We start from the raw sequence: 21,882 nt of genomic DNA on the forward strand, positions 1-21,882 counted from the left end.
CGTTGGAGCCCGGAGGGCGGCATCACCGGACAGATGCCGCAGTACCACGCGGCCGTGGACAGTGGTCATGTCGACTGTCCACGGCCGCGCCGCTGCTCAGCGGACGTTCACCGTCACCACGTCAGAGGCGTGCAGGCGTACCGGCTTCTTGGCGTGCTTGCTGGTCAGGCCGTACAGCACCGCACGGAATTTCAGGTTGCCCCGGCGGGCGGATGTGCCATGAGCGGTGACCCGCGCATCGCCCTTGACCGCAGCACTGCAGTTCTCCTGGTGCCATCCCTCGCCGAAGCCGTTCTCCTCCAGGCACAGCTGATGCAGATAGCCGGCGCTGTCGTCGTCGCCGTGCGCCTTGACCGTGATGGTCTTGCCGACCTTGGCCGTGTGCGGCGCCGTGATCTCCACAGAGCCCTTGGCGAACGCCGGAGCTGCGGCCAGAGTCACTGCGGCCAGACCCAGCGCACCGAGCACGGCCACCCGGCCACCACGCGCCTTCATCCCGGTCTTCTTCGTCCTGGTCATGGACTTCCCTTCCATGGGCCTCCCCCGCAGGGTGAGACTCAACCCCTTCGCGAAGGCGCCCGGTGCGCCTTGCTGACTACCCAGATGAGGCGACCGCCCAGCCCGTTGCGCCGCGTTCGCTCCGTTACAGATCCACGACATATCGCTTCAAGGGGACGTGCTGCTGCTCACCGACCGCCTCTGAAGAAGTGGTTGCTGAAAACCAGAAACGTCCCGCAGAAGACGGCAGCCGCGCCCGTGGAGATCAACATGGCATTGGAGACGATGGCCCCCATGATCACGAAAACGACACCGATAATGCCGGCGATGATCGGCCCGACCGACAGAAACACGGGGACGGTCACGCGCGCGTGCAGCTGGGACTGGAGTGCGAACATCCTCTTGACGAGCTCTGGATCCTGCGCTGTCAGCCGGGCTTCCAACGCGTCGAGCTCCCGGCGCTCCTGCTCGGAGAGACCCATGTCAGAACCGCCGCCGCGACTGGCACGCCGTGCCGGTCGGCACAGGCATGGAACTCGGCACAGGCGATGAAGCGGACTGATGTGGCGGCGCGACGAGCATGGCAAACCCCTACCTGTGGTGAAGGTAGGGACCGTTGGCGGCTGCTGGCCGCGGATGTTGGCGAGCCCCTCCGCCATCCTGCGCACACTGATTATCGCAGAATACCCCTCCTGCCTCCCACAAGTCCCAGCCCGAGCCAACGAGTCAGTGCGTCAGCGCGTCAAGGCGTCAACGCGTCAACGCGTCAGCGGGGAGAACCAGCCCCCGGCAGACACGTCACCCGCAGCCGGCTGTGTCGGCCGCAGGTCCGGTTGAGCGCACGGGCGGCGCCCCGCAGGGTGTGGCACACGCCGACCTGTTGTCCGGTGTCCGCGGCCGTGGCGATCCACCGGGTCGCCTTCCCCGTACGACTGAGACGGGCCCGGCCCAGCAACCGCCCTTCGACGGCGATGACTTGAATGACCGGGTGTTCCGGAAACAGAGGCGCACAGGCCAGGCCCGGACAGGTGGCAAGGCGTCGGAGCGCCTCTTCCTCACAGAGGCGCCACTTGGCGTTGATCGTCACTGACTGCGCCACGCGCACCGCTGCCTTCACTGCGTCGGACTCGGCCGTCGTCATGGCGTACTCCTCGGGTCGGGGGGCGGCTGTCAGCCTCTGGTCAGCTGTCGGTGGGTGACGCGGTGCGGACGGGCCGCCTCCTGACCGAGGCGTACGGCCTTGTTGGCTTCGTAGTCGGCGAAGTTGCCCTCGAACCAGAACCAGGTGGCTCCGCCCTCCCACGCGAGGATGTGTGTGGCGGTGCGGTCGAGGAACCACCGGTCGTGCGCCGTGATCACCGCACAGCCAGGGAACTGGAGCAGGGCGCTCTCCAGCGAGGCGAGGGTCTCCACGTCGAGATCGTTGGTGGGTTCGTCCAGCAGCAGCAGATTGCCGCCCTGCTTGAGGGTGAGTGCGAGGTTGAGCCGGTTGCGTTCGCCGCCGGACAGTACGCCGACCGGCTTCTGCTGGTCGTGGCCCTTGAAGCCGAATGTGGCCACATAGGCGCGCGACGGCATCTCCACTGGACCGAGGCGGACATGGTCCTGCCCGTCGGACACCACCTGCCACACGGTGCGTTCCGCGTCCAGGCCCGCACGGGTCTGGTCCACATAGGAGACTCTGACGGTCTCCCCCAGCCTGAGGCGCCCGGAGTCGGGCTGCTCACCACCGGTGATCATCTGGAAGAGGGTGGTCTTCCCGACGCCGTTCGGACCAAGGACACCGACGATGCCTCCCCGGGGAAGCGAGAACGACACATCGCTCCACAGCAGGCGCCCGCCGTATCCCTTGGTCAGGTGGTCCGCCTCCAGGACCAGGCTGCCGAGACGGGGGCCCGGCGGGATCTGAATCTCCTCGAAATCCAGCTTCCGTGCCCTGGACGCCTCGTCCGCCAGTTCCTCATAGCGTTGCAGCCGCGATCGGGAGGTCGCCTGACGCCCCTTGGTGCCGGAGCGGACCCACTGGAGCTCTTCGTTCAGCCGCTTCTCCCGTTTGGCGCCCTTACGGCCCTCTACCCTGAGCCGGGCGGCCTTGGCCTCCAGGTACGTCGTGTAGTTCCCCTCGTACGGGTACACATGGCCCCGATCGAGTTCCAGGATCCACCGGGCAACGTGATCCAGAAAGTACCGGTCGTGGGTGACGGCGACCACGGTGCCCGGATAGCCCGCCAGGTGTTCTTCGAGCCAGGCCACCGATTCCGCGTCCAGGTGGTTGGTCGGCTCGTCCAGCAGCAGTAGATCGGGCTGGGACATCAGCAGCCGGCACAGGGCGACTCTGCGCCGCTCACCACCGGAGAGTGTCCGTACGGGCGCATCGGACGGAGGGCAGCGCAGAGCGTCCATGGCCTGTTCCAGCCGGGAGTCGAGGTCCCAGGCCCCGGCGTGGTCGAGGGATTCCTGCAGGATGCCCAGCTCGTCGAGGAGCTGCCGCGTCTCCTCTCCGCCGGCCCCGGCCAGCTGCGCCGTCACCTCCTCGTAGCGGCTCAGTCCAGCTCTGGTATCCGCTACCGCGTGCTCGGCATTGCCGCGCACTGTGGCGTCCTCGTCGAGAGCCGGTTCCTGTTCCAGGATCCCAACGCTGGTACCGGGGGCCGCGAACGCCTCACCGTCCGTGGGCCTGTCCAGCCCCGCCATGATGCGCAGCACGCTCGACTTGCCCGCGCCGTTCGGCCCCACCACCCCGACCTTCGCCCCCGGCAGAAAGGACAGGGTCACGTCGTCGAGAATGACCTTTTCGCCGTGCGCCATCCGGGCATCCCGCATGGTGTAGACATACATTTCGCCACACCCCTCGTCCTTCGGGTCAGCACATCATGACCACGGCTCATCACGCTTCCGAGCGCTTGCTCAGCGCACCACTCCTTGGACTGTCGGTCCAGCCGGAGGCGGTTCTTCGGTCTCCCCCCTGTGCAGGTCGTGGAGGGCGTAGAGGTAATCGTTCTCCGTCGGCCGGAGCACCAGTTGCGGCAGCTCGTTCATCGGTACGAAACGCGGCGTTCGCCCTGCCTCACACTCTCGGGGCTCGCCGGTGACCGGCTCCGAGGGAACCAGAATGATCTCAATCATGTAGCGCCCGGTGTCCTTGTCGTGCACATCCAGAACGAAGGCGCAATGCAGCGTTCCCGCGGTGAGACCGGACTCCTCACGCAGCTCCCGCCGCGCGCAAGCGATCAAGCCCTCGTCGGCGTGAAGGTGCCCACCCGGCAGTTTCCACACCTCCAGGCCGTCCTCTTCGCTCCCCACCAACAGGAGCGAATCGCCTCGGAACACGGCTACGGAGCAGCGTGTCTCAGTGAGGTCCGAAGGGCCGAACGGCGGCATAGGAACACCTCTGCAGTCCAGCGCGCCCCCGAGGGCAGCGCTACGAATCCACAGAGGCCATCAGCGGAGGGGTCCGCGGTTGTGGCGAGCCTCATCGCCGTCTGCCCTCCATCGTTGCGCCGCACCCGTCGAAGCGCAAGACGGTGCCGCATCCCTGCGGTACGGGGCTGGGGGCCTCAGAAGTCCGGGGCGCCGTGCTCCTCGTACTGCTCCAGCAGCTTGGTGCGCGCCACCTCAAGGCGATGGGCGAGGATCTGCGCGATGGAGTGGGTCAGCGCGAGCCCGAAACCAGGATCCTCCTGGCACAGGGCCAGCACCGCGGCGGCCTCGAACTCATGAGCCCGCACCGGGCTGAACGCCTCGGCCCCGAAATGCCAGACCTTGGGCGAGAAGAGCCAGGACCAGCCGAGCAGATCACCTGTTCCGAGTGTCTCGACCCTGGTCCTGCGGGATCCGGGCACCGCCAGATCGAGCGCGACAGTGCCGGAGTGGATGACCCAGAACTTGTCCGCGGGCTGCCCTTCTTCGAAGATCCGGAAGTCTTCCGGGAAAGAGATGTCCCTGGCCAGCCCGTTGAGGCGTTCTCCGTGCTCGTGCGAGAGGGTCGCGAACAGACGTGTCACAGGGGTCATGACCGGCAAGCTCCTTGCCTTGAGCACCTCGCAGGGCGCGCGGGGATGTCGTACCAATTTCCCCACGCGACGCTCTCTTTGGCATCCTGAATGCCGTACGGCTCTTGGCACGAACACCTTGCGGTGCCACGGACAGGAATTATCACCTGCCGTATGAAAAAAGCAACTGCCTTACACGGAAAGGCTGCTGGACTTGCCAGGCAGGACCACCGGCGGAACAATGGCGATAACGGTGATGAGGCTCACCTCAACCGCACTCCTGTGCTGATGGCCTCTATGCGGCGACGCGACGAGAGACCGCACACAGGAGGATCACCATGGATACCGTCACGGTCACAGTCGAGGCGACCTCGGGTTCCCTCTTCACCACGGAGACTCCGCCCGCCCCGGCGCGGGCCGACGTCTACTCGCCCTTGCTGTACGGCTGCGCTGTCGGGGAGGGGTGGCTCGAAGGCAGCCTGGACGAGGACGGCGAACCGGCGGATGCCCTGGTACTGCTCGACGAGCCTGCCCTGCCAGGACTGACCGTCCCGGCCCGCCCAATTGCGCTCGCCCATTTGACCGTTGACGGTACTCCGAACGACACACTGCTCTGCGTGGCCGCGGACCAAGCGAGATTCGACGAGATCACCGACATACGGACTCTTGAATCCTGGCACGCCAACGAGACAACGCTCGCGGACGTACTTCAACGATTCGGCCCGACCCACGACTGGCAGGTGCGCGGTATCGACGGCCCCCTGGCAGCCGAAGAATTCGTCAGCACCGCACGGCATAATTTCGAGCGCCTGACCGGGTCTCTGGGATGACGTGACGGTGGAGCAGAACGACGGCGGATCAACACCTCTGAGCGATTCCCCTTGGATTCCGCCCAGGCTGATCATCGCCCGGTTGATTGACACGAATTGAAATCCTGGTCATTCTGACCACAGGCGATGAGGCTCGCCTCATAACCGCGGATGCGCCGCTGATGGCCTCTACCGAAATCCGCGCCCGACGGCGCCGTGCCCGGTGAAGGAAAAAGGTATGACCATTGGCCTCGCGACCCACCTGTTCCTCATGCTGATCGTCTGTGTACTGGGCGGAGCAGCCCTGGCCGGCATCGCGAGCCTGCTCTGGCCGATGCCGTTCGGCGCATTCGCCATGATCGCAGTTTTCGTCGGCATCACCTCATGGATCCCGGCGCTCGCACATATCGCCCGGAAGCGTACGGGTGCCGACGAGCTCTAGTCACAATGGCCCCGGCCCCATCGCAACACCGCGATGAGGATGCGGCCGGGTGCTCCTTCGGTGGAGAGCCGAGACACCGGGGACGGCGCCGGTCGCCATGACCGCACTCCGATGACTCGCAAACGGTCTCCGTACCGCTGTCCAGGGCGGCACAAGGAGCAGCGACTCGGCGTGTACGCCACGAGGTTCCGGACCAGGGAGCCGCCTGGGGCTACTGTCCGTGCCAGACGCCCGCGAAGCGTCGACGGCGGTGGGGCTCGCCGGTTACGAACCGTGGCACCGATCGCCACCAACGGTCCCTGCATGTGCTGACGCGTGCCCGTCTCCAGGGCGCTCTCACCAAGCAGGAGCAAGCATGTGGGCCCTCACAACCGGTCGGGTATCTGCCCGGCCTCGCACCGATCAGCGCGACCCCGTCGGCAGGCGGCGGAGCGTGGCGATCCCCGTGGCACGCCGATGACGGACAAGCTGCCCCGTCCGCGGGCAACCGGCCCGTCCATCGACGGAGAGCCGTTGGTACGGGCACCGGAGACATCGGCGGACCGTCGCTGCGCCGATGTCATCGCCAGGACCATCCCGGAGATTGTGCTGGGGCTGTGGACCCTGGTCGGGGTCGAAGTGATCAGTGACCGGAACCACGGCAGGACACGGATCACCGAGGTTCGCGCCGAGATCACCAACCATATGACCGACTCCACCAGGACACTGGCGCTGGTCCTCAAACACCACCCGCCCGAAGGAGGCTGGGCCGCTGACCACGCTGCCCGGCGCTTGCGCGCCGCCGGTCTGGCCGGTCCGCCCTTCACAGTGGTCCGCACGCTGGGCACTGCCCCGGACGGCACCCTTGTCGCCGAGACCGCCGCCGGACAGCCATGGGCCGAGTCCCTCGTCGGGGAATCTGCTGCCGCCCGCGGGGCCGAGGCGGTGGCCCACTTCCTGTGTGCCCTCCAGGAAACCCGCGCAGTCCTGCCACCGGTTCCCGAGGTGCAACGGCACACGGACTCTGAACTGCGGGGGCTGCTCGATCTGGCCGCGCACCGCCTGCCCGGGGCCACCCGGCATCTTGAGGCACTGGCAGAACACCTGGACTCCGCTCTGACCACAGCAGCCGGCGCCGGTCCCGTGCCGAGCCATGGTGACCTGCATCCCCGCAATGTGTTCCTCGACCCGGCGCAGGAGCAATTCCGCTACCCCGCTGTCACCGTCATCGACCTCGACCACGCAGGACTGCGCGAACCGGCCGCCGACCTCGGCTACGCGCTCTGCCAGGTCCTGGTGACGGCAGGCCATCTCGGCCTCGTCCTTGAACAGTCCGCCCGGACCGCTCACGAACTGTGGTGCGCCTACCGAAGGGCCGGCGGGCCTGCCTCCGACGAACGGATCGCCGTCCAGACCGCCCGTGCCTTCGTCCAGGTCCTGCACTTCGAGCAAGTCGGCTTCGGCGGAGCGCCGATCGAGTCCCTCTCCTTCTGGGCTTCTGTCGCCGTACAGATCTGCCGGGAGGGGCCGGGGGCCCTGCACCGCCTCGGCGTCCACGGAACGGGGTGGCGATGAACCGCAGGCCGAAGGTGGCGCTGGCGTTCGTCCACCATGCCAACCAACTGATCATCGGGGACGGCTATGCGGAGCGTGACGGGCTCAGCCGGATCTGCCTGGGGTACGAGGAAGTTCTCTCCCTGCACCGCGCTCACGGCATCCCGGCCGCCCTGCACCTGTCCGGAACGTTGATCGAGGCACTGGCCTGGCACCGTCCCCGCTTTCTCGACCGGACCCGCCAGAGCGTCGTCGAGGGGTGGCTTTCCCTGCTCGGCGGCCCGTACGCCGAGCCGATCCTCCCCTTGCTGACACCCGCGGCCGGCCGCCGGCAACTCATCGCCATGGCAGACCTGCTGGAGCGCCATCTTCATGTGCCCGGAGGCTCGCTCAGGACTGCGTGGCTGCCCGAGCGCGTCTGGAACCCTACGCTGGTACCGGTACTCACCGACTCCTCGCTGCCCGGGGGCGGCTACCGGCGCACGCTGGTGGACGACCGGCTGCTGACCGTCGCGCCCGGACACGGCCACCCCGCCGGTGAGCACCGCCACTTCCGTGCGGCCGTTGACAGACGCGGACCCTACGAGTGGAACGGTGTCCCGCCGTCGCAGAGCGACATCGCGGACCTGATCGCCCCTGAGCTCGCGATGCCCCGCCGACTGCGCTGCGTCCGCTCGAACTCGTCCCCATCTCCTCCCACTTGCGTTACCTGATTCCCGCCCGGACCCCCGCGCATCTGCGGGCTCTCGATGATTTCGTCACCGCCCTGCAGGCCCAGGCGTCCGACCCGTCCGCCCTGTTGCTCGTCTACGCCGACGACTTGGAGCGCACCGCCGGCACCGGCGGATGGGAACCGGTGGCGGACGGCTACCGGTCCGTACTCCAGTGGGCCGCCGACCCCGCGGCGCCGGTACAGGTCGTCGGACTCGACGAGTGGCTCGACAACCATCCGCCTCACCCCGGTGATGTCCCGCCCGCCGGGAGTTACTACGAACTCGCCGTCGACTGGCGAGCCGGTGAGGACTACCCAGGCTGGGCCGCGGATCCACAGTGGCTCCCGTACGCGCGCCTCCTCGGAAGAGTGGAGCGCGAGATCGAAAGGTCGGGTTCCGCCTCCGCCGCCCGACAGAGTGACGGACGGCTGCGCGCACTCGCTGACCGTCTGGCGATGGTGGGCACCCATGAGACCGCCTGGCACGACCCACCGCATGATGACGGTCCCGCCGTCCTTGCCCCCTGGGCCAGAGCCACCGCCTCCCACGCACGCCTCGCGCTCCCCCTGCTGGCCGCGGCCCGCTGGGCGGCGACGCCCGGCCGTCTCCCACCCACCGGCACCATCTGTGACATCGACGCCGACGAGGTCGAGGAACTCCTCCTGGGCGGCGACGACATGTGGGCTCTCGTCTCCCCCCGAGAGGGAGCGCGAGTCTGTCTGCTGATTCACCGACTCGCGCCACCGACCACCGCAGGCAGCGCGAGACAGAGTCCCGCTGCGGCCCCTCCAGGTCCGGCCGGCGACGCCACCGGAGGCGCCCTCATCGTCGGTAACCCCGCCGACCACTGGAACCTCCAGGAACAACTGCACCGTTTCATGGACACACCGCCCGCCCATCCGGGAGCCCTCGCCGACCCCGCCGACCCCCACCTGGTCTGGTCGGCCGCACAGCCGGTACCACTCCCGAACGCCGTCACCGTCGACCTCGTACCGGCCGAGCCCCGGCCTTCGGCAGGCAGCCGACGTTACGCACTGATCAACGGGGTCCCCGCACTCGCGGCCTGCCTCCGTGGCGCGGTCGGTCAGCCGCTCGATGTGGAAAGCGCCCTCATCCCCGACTACCTCACCGCGCTGCTCGACGGCCGCGCCGATCTGCACCGGATCGGCGGCCACGGCTGGTCCGGCTGGTCTCTGTCGGGCCGGATCTGCTGGGTCGGTTTCGACCCTGCCCAGTCACGTCCCGTCCCACCGCACTGGAGCGCTGCGGGACACTCCCGGCCCTTCGCCCTGCGCAGCTCCGAAGGCCATATCGACATCCTGCTCGGCTGCGGCCCGGCCGATGAAATGTCCGTCGCGGACTGGATCACCACCGCGCGCCGCACTCTGCACGACGACGAAAGACCTGACGGGCCATCAGCAGGGTCATGAACCATCATCCGATGAGCCCTCGTCCAGAATGCGCTCCAGCGAATCCGCCCACGCGCGGGGCGTGCCCGGCCACGCCCCGGTGCCGATGACAACCCGGTAGTGGACACATTCGAAAAGCGTGGCCACGAAGTGCAGGGCCACCCGGCCCCGTGGGGCGGGCCCCTCCGAGGAGTCGTACGCGTCCTGGAACCAACGCCCCGCTCTGGCCCCCGCATCCGTGGCCCCCAGGCGGGCGAGCGACATGCTCATCAACTGCCCGAGGGCACGTCCTGGATCAGCGGCCGGCTCGCGCAGCCCCAGGCGGTCCGTATCGAATGCCACCACATCGGTGCCACACAGCAGAACGTTCTTCGGATGGAAGTCTCCGTGCGAGACAACGAGCTGCCCCGCATACCGATCGATGCTCTTGGAGACGGACTCAGCGATCCCGACGATCCGGTCGGCCACCGGCCGGTAGTCAAGGGTATCCGCCAACTCCGTTGCGCGCTCAATGATCCGGTACGGATAGGGCTTCGCGGTCAATAGACCAGGGGCTTTGATCCGTTGCAGGGCGATCAGCCACCCGGCGACCCTCTCGGAGATACCACTGTCCACCGCCCCCGTCCGCAGAACCGAATCCGCCCAGGTCCTGCCGGCCAGGAATTCGCGCACCAGTACATTGGCAGCCGTATCACAGGCGAAGGGACGCGGCACCCGGTACGGCGAAGGGGCCCGCATCCCCGACCCCCACAGTGCTTTCAGTCCCTCATAAATCTGCCACACGGGTGCTCGACGCCCGCCCGGATCGATCAGCAGGTGAAACACCAGGGTTTCACCGGACGCGTCGGTGCAGAGCAAATCCCCCGCGACGAACCTCTTACTGCCGTGCCGCCATTCCGCGACCGGCCGCCAGGAACGGGCCGCCCACTCCCCGTCACGGACTTCGGGCACCGACCGCACCCAAGCGGGCAGACCGTCCAGAAAGGACGCACCCTCCGTGCTTTCGCCGGACATCGGGCTCGTTGCCTCCACGCTTCAGCCGTACCAGCAGGGCACAATTTCTTTACGTCACATCTGGTGGCCCGCCGAGACCGGACCGCACCTCTCCGATCATCACAGCTAAACCGGGATCGTGGCGCGACCGTGTCCGGCGCGACCTCCCATGACCTGCGCAGTCGCACGTCGGCCCGGACCATTCGCGCTCCCCCGTTCGGACTTCCCGCCCTGGTTCGCTATGCTGCCAGGCAGTGCAGGACGGTATACCGATGGTGTGTACCTGTGCACGCGGTGATGGGGCTCACCACAACCGCGACACTCAGTCGCTGACGGTCCCTGGTCGTTCGACGAGACCAGGAGGACTCTGCCCATGGCTGTACCGAAGCGCTCACTTCAGAACCCACTCCTCCCGCGACTGCCGGATCCGGTGGCTTTCTGTCCGCATGTCAGCCCTCTACAGCCGGCTCCGCCCTATCGCGTGGACCCGGAATTCCCGATCGCCATGAACGGATGCGACGGGCGTCCCGGGCTGCCACGGAGTATCTGCCTCTGATACGGGGCCCCGGATACGAGTTCGCAGAGGCGCACCCGATCCCCACTGTGTCCTCGCGGACGCAGCCGAAATACGCACTCACCCACCCCGCCTGGAGGCCCCAGTGGAATTCGATGTGACCGTGGAAATCCCGCAGGGATCACGCAACAAGTACGAGATGGATCATGACCTGAACCGGATTCGCCTGGACCGGATGCTTTTCACCTCCACTCGATACCCTGCCGACTACGGCTATATCGAGGGGACGCTCGGCCAGGACGGCGATCCGCTCGACGCGCTCGTCCTCGTCGGCGAACGCACCTTCCCCGGCTGCTTGATCGAGTGCCGGGCGATCGGTGTGTTCGTGATGCGAGACGAAATGGGACAGGACGAGAAGGTCCTGTGTGTGCCCGCTCACGACCCACGCTACCAAGATGTCCAGGATATCGACGATGTCTCCGAGTTCGACCGTCTGGAGATCAGTCACTTCTTCGAGGTCTACAAGGACCTGGAACCCGGCAAGTCCGTCGAGGGGTCTCACTGGGACGGAAAGGACCAGGCCTATGCGGAGATCGAAGCATCGCGACAGCGCGCCGCCGAACAGAATCCGGCGCAACACGCATGACGGTCACCAACTGATCGGCCCGAAGACGAGCGGAGAACGGGCTCTGGCAGTCGTTGGCGGAGGTGACGGCGGGTACGGTGCCGCGTGTCTTCCGATTCCGCATTTCCGCCGGGCACACGCCGGACCCGCACGGGATCGCGACCGCACCGGACCCGGGAATCCGCGGAATGCGACGATGAATACGGCTTGACGGCACGCCGGTCAGCTGTTCCACTCAAAAGTGGCGATGGAACCCGCCTGGGCCGGTCACGGTCCGAACCGCCCTTCAGAGGCTGATGGCTCCTGACTTCCGCGTCAGGACGCATGCCCAGGGAGGTGCACCAAGTGGGTAGACCGCTCTTCACAGCTCTCCGGCTCGTTCTTCGTACATCACTCACCACTCACATGCACCGCCAGACTTCAGCATGCCGAGCGGCGCCTTGTTATGCGCTCATGCGCTCTCACGAGAACGGACCTCAGCCATGAAATGCTACGACTGCCACACTTCCGGCCGCATCACCCCGGCCATCGCACTCTGCCGGTCCTGCGGCGCGGGCGCCTGTGCCGACCATTCGTCCGTCGTACCGCAAACGCTGCACCGCATCAACGGGATGGGCGTGGCCACTCTGCCCCGCACCGCACGGCGCATCCTCTGCGAGGTCTGCTCCGCAGCCGAACACAGCGCCTAGAGATCGTCGTTTGGATCAGGCCCGGGTTCACGGGCCTGATCCAAACGAAAGGCCATCGGGCAGGCCCTGAATTTCACCCGATTCGCCCTTACCGGGGTAGCGGCCGGCGTTCAACAAGGTTCTTTCCGGTCATAGATGGAAGGAATGGCGCCTTTCGTGCGCCAGGAGCCCGAGAAGGAGCCCTCATGCCTATTCGCCGTCTGGTCCTCGACGTCGACAAGACCGTTCAGGAGCCGGATCTTGTGCAACTCGCCCGGGCGATCGAAAGCTCACCAGGGGTGGAAGCGGTGAACATCGTCGTCACGGAGATCGATATGGAGACGGTGGGCACGGACGTCACCGTCGAGGGTGAGGACATCGATGTCGACGCGCTCGTCCGCGCCATCGAGCGCGTCGGTGCGGTCGTCCACAGCACCGATCAGGTCGTGGCCGGCACGTACACCGTCGAGGGCAGGCCCCGCCACCGATGATGTACGGCCTGCGTCGGTTCATGGGTCAGACACGGCTGCCGCTGGTCCTGGGGCTGACGGACGGGCTGCTCAACGCGCTCACCCTTGCGGGTGCCTCCCTGGTGGGGAGCGGTTCCCCCATCACCTACTCGCTCTCGGCCCGGGTCGCCGCCGTTGCGCTCGTGACCGCCGCCTTCTCGGTATTCGTGTCCGACTACGCGGAACGCCGTGGCCAGCTCGTACGTGCCTCACGCGAGCTCAACCTGACCTCCCGGGGCCACCTGGCGACCACAAGGCTCGGGCACCTCGCCCTGCTCAGATCGTTGCGGGCCATGGCTGTGGCGTGCGCGGCGAGCTTCGTCGGGGCGGTTCTGCCGCTTCTCGCGGGGGCCGCGCTGCCTCATCTCTCGTGGGGTGTGGTCGTCCTTGCCGTCGGCGCGCTGGCCGGTCTGGGGGCCGTACTGGGGCGAGTTCTGGCCGGCCGGCCGGAATGGTGGGCGCTGTCGATGGGCATCGGAGGACTGGCCGTCACCTGGATCGGTGTCTCGCTGCACATCGCGTGACGCGTCAGCCCGATGCGGCGTCCTCGCCCTCCGGCTTCCCCTTCGCGTAGCGGATCACTTCGCAGTCGTCCAGGACGACGAGTCCCTCGGCGACGATCTCGTCCAGTTCCGGCAGGAAGGCGCGGACCTTTTCCTCCGTGTCCACGATGACCACCGCTACCGGCAGGTCCTCGCTCATCGACAGCAGCCGGGTCGTGTGGATCATGGAGGAAGTCCCGAATCCCTCGACGCCCCGGACAACGGTCGCACCCGACAGTCCTGCCTCGTGGGCCCGGTGCACGATCTCCGTGAACAGGGGCTTGTGGTGCCAGAGGTCGCTCTCGCCGATGTAGACCGTGGCCCTCAGTGCGGATCCGGTAAGCCTCATTGCTGCCTCCATACGACGAAACGACGGGTCAGGGCGGATCCGGTCCACACCGCGGCCATCGCTGCCAGGAGGGTGAGGGCCATGTATGCCATCCCGGTGCGGGCGTGGCCTTGGTCGACCAAGTGCTGGATGTCCACCGCGTAGGTGGAGAAGGTGGTGAAGCCGCCCAGTACACCGGTGCCGAAGAACGGGCGTACCAGGCGGTGAGCTGACCAGACGTCAGTGATGAGCACCATGAATATGCCGATGACCGCACATCCGATGACATTGATCAGGAGTGTGGTCCAGGGAAACGCACCAGCTGCTGTGGGCCACAGCAGAGAGGCCTCGTACCGGGCTGACGCGCCGATGACGCCGCCGAGCGCGACCATGGCCAGCAGAGCCCCTTGGCCTTGCTTCAGCTCGGTGCGCTGTGCGGGTATGTCGAGATCGACGTCGGAGTCGACGGGGTCGTTCGGAATCGAGGTGGGGGCCTTTGGCACGAACCGTCTCCTACTCACCGGACAGACGCACATAGGTGTGCGCAACCGTAAGTAGGGACCGTTGGCGGCGCAGTCGCCGCGGTTCGGGAACGGCGGGCCCCACCGCCGCGCGGTGACCAGAGGACACCAACGGTGAAAAGGCTACCGCGCGGCTCGGGAATTCTTCAACTTCCGTCACATCGGACGGGATGTACGCGGGACGTACGGAGGCAGTCAGAGCTCCTACGGAGGCGTTCAGCGGCCCTCGACGCCGTACGGAAGCTCCCTGTGCGTGGTGGCGATTTCGAGGAGTCGGTTGTATTTGGCGATGCGTTCGCCGCGGGCGGGGGCACCGGATTTGAGTTGTCCGCATCCGGTCCCCACGGCCAGATCGGCGATGAAGGAGTCATCGGTCTCACCGGACCGGTGGGAGATCATCTGTGTGTAGCCGGCTTCCCGGCAGATCCGCATCGCTTCGAGCGTCTCGGTCACGGTCCCGATCTGATTCACCTTGATCAGCGCCGAGTTGCCGACCTTGCGGCTGATCGCCTCCGTGATGAGAGCCGGGTTGGTCACGAAGATGTCATCGCCCATCAGCTGGACACGGTGCCCCAGACGCCCGGTCAGCGACACCCACCCCTCCCAGTCGTCCTCGGCCAGCCCATCCTCGATCGACCACACCGGGAACCGGTTGACGATCTCCTCGTACCGGTCGATCAGCTGGTCCGACGTAAGGTCCTCACCGGCGACCCGATAACGGCCATCCGTACAGAACTCGCTGGCGGCCGGATCCAGAGCGATCGCGATCCCGGTCGGGCCAGGGGTGTACCCGGCGTCCCTGATGGCCTCCACCAGTTCGGTGAGCACATCCTCCGGGCGGTCGATGTCCGGAGCGAACCCGCCCTCGTCACCCAGCCCCGTGGGATGCCCCGCCCTCGCCAGCCGCGCCTTCAGACACGCGTACACCTCCGCACCCGCCCGCACCGCCTCCCCAAGACTCGGAGCACCGAGCGGAGCGAGCATGAACTCCTGGAAATCCAGATTGTTCGCCGCGTGCACACCACCGTTCACCACATTGAAATGCGGAACCGGAAGCCGCGGCACAGTCCCCGCCACCCGGGCAAGCGACTGCCACAGCTCCTTGCCCCCGGCAGCAGCCTCAGCGCGCGCCGCGGCCAACGACACCCCCACGATCGCATTCGCCCCCAGCCGCGACTTCGAATCCGTCCCGTCCAGCTCGATCAGCAACGCATCCACCTGAGCCGCCGACTCGAACGTCCGCCCCGCCAAAGCCCCCGCGATCTCCCCATTCACATGCTCCACAGCCCCCAGAACACCCTGCCCCCCAAAGCGCTCCCCGTCACCATCACGCAACTCGACCGCCTCACCCGAACCCGTCGACGCACCCGACGGCACACCCGCACGGATCCGGGTGCCGTCGTCCGTGGTGAGGGTGACCGCCAGGGTCGGGCGGGCGCGGGAGTCGAGGATCTCGACGGCGCTGAGAGCGGAAATATGCAGTGACATGCTTCGTCCTTCATCTCTTGGACTGAATTCTGAGCGAATTCTCTTGAGCGGAATCTCTGGAGCGGAACAGGGTCTTTCGGGCGGACAGCCGCGTCCGACACGTACGGCAGCGGCTTCCGCCGCCGTCAGTCGTGGCCTTCCACGGCGACAGCCTCAGCTGCCTCCCGGGCGCCGGCGGGGTCCAGATAGCGTCCGCCGCGTCTCACCGGACGCAGCCTGTCGTCGAAGACGTAGTGCAGCGGTGCTCCCGTCGGGATGTTCAGTTCCTCCACTTCATGCTCGGACAGCCGGTCCAGTACCGCGACCAGGGCGCGGATGGCGTTGCCGTGGGCGACCACGAGGACGGTGTGGCCGCTGTGGAGCTGGTCCGCGAGCACGTCCGTCCAGTAGGGGACGACCCTCGCGATCATGTCGGCGAGGCTCTCCACCTCGGGAATACCAGCCCCGCGGAGAGCCGCGTACCGCGGATCGGCGCGCAGTCTCGCGAGCCGGTGCTCGGGCAGCGGTCCGGGGGTGCCGGTCAGGGATCTGCGCCACAGGCGATACTGCTCCCCGCCGGCCTCCTGACGAACCTCCGACTTGAGCCGCCCCGTCAGCGCACCGTACTGACGCTCATTCAGCCGCCAGGTACGGAAAACGGGTATCCACGAGAGGTCCAAACCGTCGAGGACAATCTCCGCGCTGCGGATCGACCTGTGCAGGGCCGACGTATGAACGACCCCCGGTACGAGTCCTTCACCGGAGAGCAGGGAGGCGGCAGCGGCCGCTTCCCTTTCGCCACGGGCGGTGAGAGGGGTGTCCGACCAACCGGTGAAACGGCCCTCGGCATTGGTCGAACTCTGGCCGTGGCGCATGAGGACCAGGGTCCCGAAAGGCCCGGCGGCGGATGTGGGCATGGCTCCTCCTGGTCGCGTGGACAACCAGGGACCGTCAGCGGCCATCGGCCGCGGTTTCGGTGAGCCCCATCACCGGGAACCTGAATCTACCCCTTCAGTGTGCCCCGCCGACACGCCTTCAGCACAGTCATCCCTACCGGTGTGGGCCGGCCGAGTGCCGTCAGGGGCGGTCATCGGCTTCCGCGGGGGACACGGCGGCCGCGGAGGGCTCAGCCGATTGCCCGCCGAAGGTGCGCCGGTAGAGGTCCTCGCCGTAGCTCGTGGGAAGTGGCTCTCCCGGTGCCAGCCTGAACGTACGCCTGCCGTCGTCGGTACGTTCGGCCCGGAGGAAGAGCGCTGCCTCCGAGCCCTCCTCGTGGAGCCCGTGCGCCAGGTCGAACAGGTGAGTGACAAACACGACCTTCACCCCGGATTCCAGCAGGGCGTGGACGATCTGGCGGGCGATCTCGGAGCCCTCCCGCTCGTTCGTCGACGCGAAGGACTCGTTGCACAGCAGCATGCCACCCGCGCTGATCCGGTCGGCGACGGCGCTCATCCGCAGCAGTTCCTCATCCAGTTTGCCGTGGGTCATGGAGGCGTCCTCCTCCCGCTTGTAGTGCGCGAAGACACCGTCGCGGACATCCGCCCGGAAGGACCGCGCGGCGACGAACATGCCGCACTGCATCATCAGCTGGGCCAGGCCGATCCCTCTCAGCAGAGTGGATTTGCCGCCCTGGTTCGCCCCGGTGATCATGATCAGCTGCTTGCCGTCGGCGTCCAGGTCGTTGCCCACGGCGCGGGAGTCCGTACGCAGGCTCAGACAGACGTCGTACAGGCCACGGGCGCGGAGCGCCGGCTCGCCCCGAGGCGCGGGGTCGGGGAAGCACACGGGTTCGCCCTTCCGCTCCAGGCGCTCGTGCAGATTGAGGCAGCCGATGTAGAAGGCCAGCTCGCAGCGGAGCATCCGGAAGAAGCTCAGGATGTGGTCGGTCGACTGGGCGAGTGCGTTCGCGACGAGATCGATCCCTCTCCCCCGCAGGTCCGAGAGGGCCTTCGCGCCGCTCTCGTCCCGCTCGGCGATATGGAAGCCGTAGCCGCTCCGGCCACCGGACACCTGCTGCAGCCAGCTCTGCTCCCTCGGCCGGCGCAGGACGTACTCGGTGCCCTTGTTGCCGATACCGAGCCGGGCGCTGATCAGGGTTCCCCGGCGGAAACGCAGTTCGCCGATGTGGTCCTCGACGCGCTGGAAGTAGGCGTCGTCGAGTTCGGTGGCGAGCATCGCGAAGAGCCGGGTGAAGCCGGACGACCGGAAGCCCCCGGCGCGGTCATCGGCGATGGCCCGCAGCCGCTTCAGCTCCTGTACGAAGAGTTCGAGTACGTTCACGGCGCGGCTCAGCGTGGTGTCGGGCGACTTGAAGAAGTTCGGGTAGATGTGCCGTTCCTGGGTCATCGCATCGGCGGCGACGGCGTACAGGCCGCGTACGGTGTCCGGCTCGCGGAGGCAGTCCGCCAGTACCTCCTGCCGGTAGCGGATCTCGGACGGAGTACTTCGGCCGCACAGGACCACCCGCCTGACGATGTCGGACAGGACCGGGTCGTCGTCACCGGCCATCGCGTCGAAGAGGACGTCGAGTTCCAGGTCCTGCGTCACATCCTGCTCGTCGGGCTCGCGCTCCAGGTCGAAATCCTCTTCCTGGTAAAGGAGATGGGCCTTCATGGTGCGAGTCGCCTCCGGAGCGAACCATAGGTGAGCCGGTACTTCTCGGCGATGGCGGTGGCGTAGGCGAGCCCGTCGGCAGGTTGTCTGACCAGGTGGTGGGTACGGGTCGCGGGCGCATCGGACTCGACGGTGGGGACCATGCTCACGGTGGCGGCGCCGAGCGCGGCGAGTTCGTCGACGAAGGTCACATACACACAGAGCAGATCCCGTTCGATGATCTGCCGCAGCACGGCCTCGCCGATGAACAGGGCGTCGTGCAGGGTGGTCGAGTTGAAGCTCTCGTTCATCACGATGACGCTGTCGCCGGTGGCCTGTTGAAGTACCTGGTGGATGCGGGTGAGTTCGTCCTCCAGCTTGCCGCGCAGGTTCCGTAGGTCCTCTTCCCGCTCGAAGTGGGTGAACATCCGGTCGAGCAGGAAGAGTTCCGCCTCCGCCGCGGGTACGGGGCAGCCCAGGGCCGCCAGGTGGTGCAGCTGGCCGAACATCCGGGCGAACGTGGTCTTCCCGCCCTGGTTCGGTCCGGTCACGACGATGACCCGCTCGGGCGGGGTCAGACGGAATCCGTTGGTGACGACGGTGCGCCCGTCTCCGACGAGCTTGTCGGCCAGCGCCAGATCGAAGGCGTCCCGGGCCCGGACCGCCTTGTCGCGTGTGGAGACGCGGGGATGGCAGAAGGCGAGTCCGGCGGACTTGAGGGGCGCGATGAAGTCCAGATAGGCCAGGTAGAACTGGAGCTCACGGTCGGTCGCGCGGATCCGGTCGTCCAGGAACGCGCTGTGCTCCCCCACATAGGCGTCCAGGGTGGCGAACGCGTCCGGGTTGAGCTTCGCCACCAGGTCGAGGACCTGCGCTTCGACATGGTTCATGTCCAGCTGTCCCCGGAACGCGGAACGGTGGTCATCGGACTCGTCCTGCTGGAATTTGGCGAACGTCCTCTCGACTTCCCGGCTGTAGTCGGGCTCGCCCTCGTAGGGGGTGACCCGGACGCGATTCCCCTTGATACGGATGCTGTACCTGACATCCGCGAGTGCCCGGTCCACCTCCGCGGCGCCGGAGACCAGCCGGGTGAACCCGTCGGATGCCGTGTATGCGGCAAGCCATGCCCTCAGTGTGCGGAAACCGCGCGAGCGGGCATCCGTCCGGTCCAGGCCGGCGGTGAGGGCTTCGACGGCGGCGCAGTACTTCTCGGTCGCGTCCACGAACAGGCGCTTCTGCTGGTAGAGGTGATGCAATTCGTCCGCCTGCCTAAGGAGCTTGCGCATCGCCCGCATCCGCTCCGCGAAGGCCCGCACCTCCTCCGCGACGGGGGCCTTCTCCAGGTCCGCGAACACATGCTGGCGGTACTCGACTTCCTCCTCGTCGTGCAGCGGGAGGCGGAAGTACGGCTTGAGGTCGTATTCTTTCCGGCCCCCGGTCATGACATCGACGACCCGGTCAAGATTCAGATCGTGGAAGTACGACGGTTCACCCGCCCTGGTGTCGTCGGCCGGGGACGGAGGGTGGAGGTACAGCAGGCCTGTGAAGGCTTCCGACCGTGCGGAGGGTGCACACGTCGTGGGGGAATTCTCAAGGTCAACAGCGTCGGGCAATCCCATACCGGCCTCCACGTGACAGGTGCCATCCGTCCGTAGAGGCCATCAGCGGGTGGACCCCGCGGTTAAGGGCGAGCCTCATCGCCGGACTCCATTGTGGCCGGAGCCGGGCGCGTCCTACAACCGCTCGGCCACATGCGTGTGCCGACGCGCTCGTACCGCACGCGGGGAGGGCCGCGCGACGGAGGAGGGCTCCGATGCACGGCGGGGACTCTTCGGGTGACATCGCGGCCCGGCCCGTTGACGCGGCCTCATCGCCTGCCCACCATGGTCGGCAGGCGATGAGGCTCGCCTTCAACCGCGGTTGTGCGCCGCTGATGGCCTCTACCGATCGACCGCACCGGTTCCCCGGTGCCGTATCCGGTGGAGGCAGCAGCGATGAGAACGGGCCAGGGACCGGCGGACAGCAGTGACCCGAGCCGGTCCCCCGCCCCGTCCGGCGTCCTGAGGCAGTCGGTGCGATGAGCGCGGACCTGCCGCTTCCCCTCGTGCAGACGCTTCAGCCCCTGACGGTGCTGGTGGCTGCTCCCGGCCTGTCCGGTGTGATCGCGAAGGTCGAGGCCCGCATGCAGGGCCGGCGCGGGCCCCGTGTCCTTCAGCCCTACTACGACCTGGCCAAACTGTTCGGCAAGGAGTCCCTGGCACCGGCCGGGGCGAGCTGGTTCTTTCTCGCGGCGCCCGCGGTGGCGTTGACCTGCTATCTGACGGTGCCGCTGCTCATCCCCGTCCTGACGACCTTCGGCCTGCCGCTGGGCTACATGGGCGACATCCTCGGTGGCGGCTTCCTGCTGGCGCTGGCGAGTTTCTCGGTGGCGGTCGCGGCGGCGGAGAGCGGTGGCCCCTACGCGCAGCTGGGAGCCAGCCGTTCCAAGACGTTCGGGGCGATCACCGAGCCCGTGGTGCTGTTCGTGGTGTTCACCGTCGCCCTGGTCACGGCCACCGACCTGCCGTACGCACAGGCCGCCACGGTCCGCTCGTCGGCCGGTGAGATCATCCGCCCCGCACATCTGCTGGCCAGCGCCGCGCTGTTCCTCGTGATCCTCTACGAGACCGCCCGCATCCCGGTCGAGACGCACACCGGCACCAACGAGTTCGGGATGATCGAGGAAGCGCGGGTCTTCGAGCACTCCGGGCCGTATCTCGCCCTGCTGAAGTGGGGCTCGGCGATGAAGCAGTTGATCTTCTACACCCTGCTGATCGACGTGTTCCTCGCCCCCTGGGGCCTGTCGTCCAGCACCGCGGCCGGCTCCGTCATGCTGGCGATCCTCGCGCTCCTGGGCAAAGCGGTGCTCCTGGGCTGTGTCGTGGCGGTCATCGACAACAGCTTCGCGAAACTCCGGCTCTTCAAGATCACCGAGTTTGTGTCGGCGGCTTTCCTGCTGGCGGTCCTGGCTCTGTTCACCCTCTATCTGGGAGGCGGCTGATGGCCGTCCTGCTCGCGGCGGACAGCGCGCCGACCACATTCGAGGGGGCCACCAACGCGGTCGCCGTCCTGCTGCTCCTCACCGAGTTCGCCATGCTGCGCGCGGCGCTCTCCCGTTCGCAGGTACATCTGTACGCGGTGCAGTCACTGCTCGTCTCGGCGCTCGCGGTGATCGTGGCGGCGGGGCGGGACCTGCCCGAACTCTATGTCCTGGCCGCTGTCTCCCTCGCCCTCAAGGTCGTGGCGGTGCCCTGGCTGATCACGCGGCTGCTGCGCGACGCGCAGGTGGAGATCGCCGGGTCGGGGGCGATCGGCGTGGCCGGGGCGACACTGCTCTCCCTCGCCCTGGCGGGCTTCGGGTTCTTCGCCGTCGGTTCGCTGGACATCCGCAGCCGCTTCCTGCCGCACGCGGCGCTCGGCCTGTCCATGTCCGTGGTGATGGTGGCGTTCGTCCTGATGATCGTGCGACGGGACGTGGTCTCCCAGGCGGTGGGCTTCTTCTCCCTGGAGAACGGTGTCTCCCTCGCCTCGCTGGTCGTGGCGGCCGGTATGCCGCTGATCATCGAAGTGGCCTTCCTGTTCGACCTGTTGGTCGCGGTCGTGGTGTTCGGTGTGCTGATGCGGGTGCATCACCACCGCACGGCGTCGCTGTCCACCGAGTCCCTGACCACACTGCAGGGATGAGAGG

Annotated in this window: 24 protein-coding genes and 6 riboswitches; of the genes, 11 read left to right on the top strand and 13 right to left on the bottom strand. The window is 67.3% G+C overall.

Features of this window, described 5'->3' with window-relative positions; all coding sequences use genetic code 11:
* Window positions 1–96: 96 nt before the first annotated feature.
* The 6 genes from ACWGKJ_RS10570 to ACWGKJ_RS10595 form a co-directional block, all read right to left on the bottom strand.
* Window positions 97–519, bottom strand: coding sequence for a hypothetical protein (locus ACWGKJ_RS10570; RefSeq protein WP_385018431.1), 423 nt, complete (start codon window positions 517–519; stop codon window positions 97–99).
* A 167-nt stretch (window positions 520–686) separates the two neighbouring features.
* On the bottom strand, window positions 687–980 hold the full coding sequence (locus tag ACWGKJ_RS10575; protein WP_385018433.1) for a DUF3040 domain-containing protein: 294 nt from the start codon (window positions 978–980) through the stop codon (window positions 687–689).
* A gap of 284 nt (window positions 981–1,264) precedes the next feature.
* Window positions 1,265–1,639: a hypothetical protein gene (locus tag ACWGKJ_RS10580; RefSeq protein ID WP_385018435.1), complete on the bottom strand. Its 375-nt coding sequence runs from the start codon at window positions 1,637–1,639 to the stop codon at window positions 1,265–1,267.
* 29 nt (window positions 1,640–1,668) lie between these two features.
* Complete coding sequence (ettA, locus tag ACWGKJ_RS10585) at window positions 1,669–3,336, bottom strand: energy-dependent translational throttle protein EttA (RefSeq protein ID WP_385018438.1); 1,668 nt, start codon at window positions 3,334–3,336, stop codon at window positions 1,669–1,671.
* A gap of 69 nt (window positions 3,337–3,405) precedes the next feature.
* Window positions 3,406–3,879 (bottom strand): NUDIX domain-containing protein, encoded by a 474-nt coding sequence (locus ACWGKJ_RS10590; protein ID WP_385018440.1) that lies wholly within the window; start codon window positions 3,877–3,879, stop codon window positions 3,406–3,408.
* 44 nt (window positions 3,880–3,923) lie between these two features.
* Window positions 3,924–3,987, bottom strand: a riboswitch (Fluoride riboswitch).
* Between the two features lie 68 nt (window positions 3,988–4,055).
* Complete coding sequence (locus ACWGKJ_RS10595) at window positions 4,056–4,511, bottom strand: Crp/Fnr family transcriptional regulator (RefSeq protein WP_385018442.1); 456 nt, start codon at window positions 4,509–4,511, stop codon at window positions 4,056–4,058.
* A gap of 222 nt (window positions 4,512–4,733) precedes the next feature.
* A riboswitch (Fluoride riboswitch) is annotated at window positions 4,734–4,795 on the top strand.
* 33 nt (window positions 4,796–4,828) lie between these two features.
* Here ACWGKJ_RS10595 and ACWGKJ_RS10600 point away from each other — a divergent pair.
* The 5 genes from ACWGKJ_RS10600 (at window position 4,829) to ACWGKJ_RS10620 (ending at window position 9,417) form a co-directional block, all read left to right on the top strand.
* Window positions 4,829–5,320, top strand: a complete 492-nt coding sequence (locus ACWGKJ_RS10600) for an inorganic diphosphatase (protein WP_385018444.1) — start codon at window positions 4,829–4,831, stop codon at window positions 5,318–5,320.
* 113 nt (window positions 5,321–5,433) lie between these two features.
* Window positions 5,434–5,498: riboswitch (Fluoride riboswitch) on the top strand.
* Between the two features lie 39 nt (window positions 5,499–5,537).
* Entirely contained in the window at window positions 5,538–5,741 is a 204-nt protein-coding gene (locus tag ACWGKJ_RS10605) for a hypothetical protein (RefSeq protein WP_385018446.1), read from the top strand.
* A gap of 456 nt (window positions 5,742–6,197) precedes the next feature.
* Entirely contained in the window at window positions 6,198–7,295 is a 1,098-nt protein-coding gene (locus tag ACWGKJ_RS10610; protein WP_385018448.1) for a phosphotransferase family protein, read from the top strand.
* Window positions 7,292–7,987: a hypothetical protein gene (locus ACWGKJ_RS10615; protein WP_385018450.1), complete on the top strand. Its 696-nt coding sequence runs from the start codon at window positions 7,292–7,294 to the stop codon at window positions 7,985–7,987. Before ACWGKJ_RS10610 ends, ACWGKJ_RS10615 begins: the two co-directional genes overlap by 4 nt.
* Complete coding sequence (locus tag ACWGKJ_RS10620; RefSeq protein WP_385018452.1) at window positions 7,975–9,417, top strand: hypothetical protein; 1,443 nt, start codon at window positions 7,975–7,977, stop codon at window positions 9,415–9,417. The genes ACWGKJ_RS10615 and ACWGKJ_RS10620 overlap by 13 nt, the downstream gene beginning before the upstream one ends.
* On the opposite strand, the gene ACWGKJ_RS10625 is transcribed toward ACWGKJ_RS10620, so the two are convergent.
* Complete coding sequence (locus ACWGKJ_RS10625; protein ID WP_385018454.1) at window positions 9,412–10,428, bottom strand: phosphotransferase family protein; 1,017 nt, start codon at window positions 10,426–10,428, stop codon at window positions 9,412–9,414. The genes ACWGKJ_RS10620 and ACWGKJ_RS10625 overlap by 6 nt on opposite strands.
* Window positions 10,429–11,048: 620 nt before the next feature.
* On the opposite strand from ACWGKJ_RS10625, the gene ACWGKJ_RS10630 reads away from it, so the two are divergent.
* From ACWGKJ_RS10630 to ACWGKJ_RS10645, 4 genes are all read left to right on the top strand, one after another.
* Window positions 11,049–11,549: an inorganic diphosphatase gene (locus ACWGKJ_RS10630; RefSeq protein ID WP_385018456.1), complete on the top strand. Its 501-nt coding sequence runs from the start codon at window positions 11,049–11,051 to the stop codon at window positions 11,547–11,549.
* A gap of 213 nt (window positions 11,550–11,762) precedes the next feature.
* A riboswitch (Fluoride riboswitch) is annotated at window positions 11,763–11,841 on the top strand.
* A gap of 169 nt (window positions 11,842–12,010) precedes the next feature.
* Window positions 12,011–12,217, top strand: coding sequence for a DUF2180 family protein (locus ACWGKJ_RS10635; RefSeq protein ID WP_385018458.1), 207 nt, complete (start codon window positions 12,011–12,013; stop codon window positions 12,215–12,217).
* A 185-nt stretch (window positions 12,218–12,402) separates the two neighbouring features.
* Window positions 12,403–12,687 (top strand): DUF211 domain-containing protein, encoded by a 285-nt coding sequence (locus ACWGKJ_RS10640; protein WP_385018460.1) that lies wholly within the window; start codon window positions 12,403–12,405, stop codon window positions 12,685–12,687.
* 20 nt (window positions 12,688–12,707) lie between these two features.
* The gene (locus ACWGKJ_RS10645) at window positions 12,708–13,229 is read left to right on the top strand and encodes a hypothetical protein (RefSeq protein ID WP_385018462.1); all 522 of its coding nucleotides are present in this window, start codon (window positions 12,708–12,710) and stop codon (window positions 13,227–13,229) included.
* 4 nt (window positions 13,230–13,233) lie between these two features.
* Here the strand turns inward: ACWGKJ_RS10645 and ACWGKJ_RS10650 are convergent, their stop codons facing one another.
* From ACWGKJ_RS10650 to ACWGKJ_RS10675, 6 genes are all read right to left on the bottom strand, one after another.
* Window positions 13,234–13,596 (bottom strand): DUF190 domain-containing protein, encoded by a 363-nt coding sequence (locus ACWGKJ_RS10650; RefSeq protein ID WP_385018464.1) that lies wholly within the window; start codon window positions 13,594–13,596, stop codon window positions 13,234–13,236.
* Entirely contained in the window at window positions 13,593–14,078 is a 486-nt protein-coding gene (crcB, locus tag ACWGKJ_RS10655; protein WP_385018466.1) for a fluoride efflux transporter CrcB, read from the bottom strand. Before crcB ends, ACWGKJ_RS10650 begins: the two co-directional genes overlap by 4 nt.
* Window positions 14,079–14,312: 234 nt before the next feature.
* Window positions 14,313–15,584, bottom strand: coding sequence for a phosphopyruvate hydratase (gene eno / locus ACWGKJ_RS10660; protein ID WP_385018468.1), 1,272 nt, complete (start codon window positions 15,582–15,584; stop codon window positions 14,313–14,315).
* Between the two features lie 125 nt (window positions 15,585–15,709).
* Window positions 15,710–16,480 (bottom strand): 2,3-bisphosphoglycerate-dependent phosphoglycerate mutase, encoded by a 771-nt coding sequence (locus ACWGKJ_RS10665; RefSeq protein WP_385018470.1) that lies wholly within the window; start codon window positions 16,478–16,480, stop codon window positions 15,710–15,712.
* A gap of 160 nt (window positions 16,481–16,640) precedes the next feature.
* Window positions 16,641–18,176, bottom strand: a complete 1,536-nt coding sequence (locus tag ACWGKJ_RS10670) for a MutS-related protein (protein WP_385018472.1) — start codon at window positions 18,174–18,176, stop codon at window positions 16,641–16,643.
* Window positions 18,173–19,774 (bottom strand): MutS-related protein, encoded by a 1,602-nt coding sequence (locus tag ACWGKJ_RS10675; RefSeq protein ID WP_385018474.1) that lies wholly within the window; start codon window positions 19,772–19,774, stop codon window positions 18,173–18,175. The genes ACWGKJ_RS10670 and ACWGKJ_RS10675 overlap by 4 nt, the downstream gene beginning before the upstream one ends.
* Window positions 19,775–19,800: 26 nt before the next feature.
* Window positions 19,801–19,866: riboswitch (Fluoride riboswitch) on the bottom strand.
* Between the two features lie 173 nt (window positions 19,867–20,039).
* A riboswitch (Fluoride riboswitch) is annotated at window positions 20,040–20,105 on the top strand.
* A gap of 127 nt (window positions 20,106–20,232) precedes the next feature.
* Here ACWGKJ_RS10675 and ACWGKJ_RS10680 point away from each other — a divergent pair.
* Together ACWGKJ_RS10680 and ACWGKJ_RS10685 are read left to right on the top strand one after the other, a co-directional pair.
* Complete coding sequence (locus tag ACWGKJ_RS10680) at window positions 20,233–21,195, top strand: respiratory chain complex I subunit 1 family protein (RefSeq protein WP_385018476.1); 963 nt, start codon at window positions 20,233–20,235, stop codon at window positions 21,193–21,195.
* On the top strand, window positions 21,195–21,878 hold the full coding sequence (locus ACWGKJ_RS10685) for a hydrogenase (RefSeq protein ID WP_385018478.1): 684 nt from the start codon (window positions 21,195–21,197) through the stop codon (window positions 21,876–21,878). The genes ACWGKJ_RS10680 and ACWGKJ_RS10685 overlap by 1 nt, the downstream gene beginning before the upstream one ends.
* The last annotated feature ends 4 nt before the right edge of the window (window positions 21,879–21,882 follow it).

Source organism: Streptomyces sp. NPDC054757 (assembly GCF_053612185.1).

What these genes read in the sequence shown, in the direction of transcription:
- ACWGKJ_RS10575 (WP_385018433.1), bottom strand. Translation starts at nt 980, where the DNA reads ATGGGTCTCTCCGAGCAGGAGCGCCGGGAGCTCGACGCGTTGGAAGCC.
- ACWGKJ_RS10645 (WP_385018462.1), top strand. Translation starts at nt 12,708, where the DNA reads ATGGGTCAGACACGGCTGCCGCTGGTCCTGGGGCTGACGGACGGGCTG.
- ACWGKJ_RS10580 (WP_385018435.1), bottom strand. Translation starts at nt 1,639, where the DNA reads ATGACGACGGCCGAGTCCGACGCAGTGAAGGCAGCGGTGCGCGTGGCG.
- ACWGKJ_RS10650 (WP_385018464.1), bottom strand. Translation starts at nt 13,596, where the DNA reads ATGAGGCTTACCGGATCCGCACTGAGGGCCACGGTCTACATCGGCGAG.
- ACWGKJ_RS10640 (WP_385018460.1), top strand. Translation starts at nt 12,403, where the DNA reads ATGCCTATTCGCCGTCTGGTCCTCGACGTCGACAAGACCGTTCAGGAG.
- ACWGKJ_RS10610 (WP_385018448.1), top strand. Translation starts at nt 6,198, where the DNA reads ATGACGGACAAGCTGCCCCGTCCGCGGGCAACCGGCCCGTCCATCGAC.
- ACWGKJ_RS10680 (WP_385018476.1), top strand. Translation starts at nt 20,233, where the DNA reads ATGAGCGCGGACCTGCCGCTTCCCCTCGTGCAGACGCTTCAGCCCCTG.
- ACWGKJ_RS10600 (WP_385018444.1), top strand. Translation starts at nt 4,829, where the DNA reads ATGGATACCGTCACGGTCACAGTCGAGGCGACCTCGGGTTCCCTCTTC.
- ACWGKJ_RS10670 (WP_385018472.1), bottom strand. Translation starts at nt 18,176, where the DNA reads ATGAAGGCCCATCTCCTTTACCAGGAAGAGGATTTCGACCTGGAGCGC.
- ACWGKJ_RS10605 (WP_385018446.1), top strand. Translation starts at nt 5,538, where the DNA reads ATGACCATTGGCCTCGCGACCCACCTGTTCCTCATGCTGATCGTCTGT.
- ACWGKJ_RS10665 (WP_385018470.1), bottom strand. Translation starts at nt 16,480, where the DNA reads ATGCCCACATCCGCCGCCGGGCCTTTCGGGACCCTGGTCCTCATGCGC.
- ACWGKJ_RS10635 (WP_385018458.1), top strand. Translation starts at nt 12,011, where the DNA reads ATGAAATGCTACGACTGCCACACTTCCGGCCGCATCACCCCGGCCATC.
- ACWGKJ_RS10570 (WP_385018431.1), bottom strand. Translation starts at nt 519, where the DNA reads ATGACCAGGACGAAGAAGACCGGGATGAAGGCGCGTGGTGGCCGGGTG.
- ACWGKJ_RS10685 (WP_385018478.1), top strand. Translation starts at nt 21,195, where the DNA reads ATGGCCGTCCTGCTCGCGGCGGACAGCGCGCCGACCACATTCGAGGGG.
- ACWGKJ_RS10615 (WP_385018450.1), top strand. Translation starts at nt 7,292, where the DNA reads ATGAACCGCAGGCCGAAGGTGGCGCTGGCGTTCGTCCACCATGCCAAC.
- ACWGKJ_RS10595 (WP_385018442.1), bottom strand. Translation starts at nt 4,511, where the DNA reads ATGACCCCTGTGACACGTCTGTTCGCGACCCTCTCGCACGAGCACGGA.
- ACWGKJ_RS10675 (WP_385018474.1), bottom strand. Translation starts at nt 19,774, where the DNA reads ATGGGATTGCCCGACGCTGTTGACCTTGAGAATTCCCCCACGACGTGT.
- ACWGKJ_RS10590 (WP_385018440.1), bottom strand. Translation starts at nt 3,879, where the DNA reads ATGCCGCCGTTCGGCCCTTCGGACCTCACTGAGACACGCTGCTCCGTA.
- ettA (WP_385018438.1), bottom strand. Translation starts at nt 3,336, where the DNA reads ATGTATGTCTACACCATGCGGGATGCCCGGATGGCGCACGGCGAAAAG.
- eno (WP_385018468.1), bottom strand. Translation starts at nt 15,584, where the DNA reads ATGTCACTGCATATTTCCGCTCTCAGCGCCGTCGAGATCCTCGACTCC.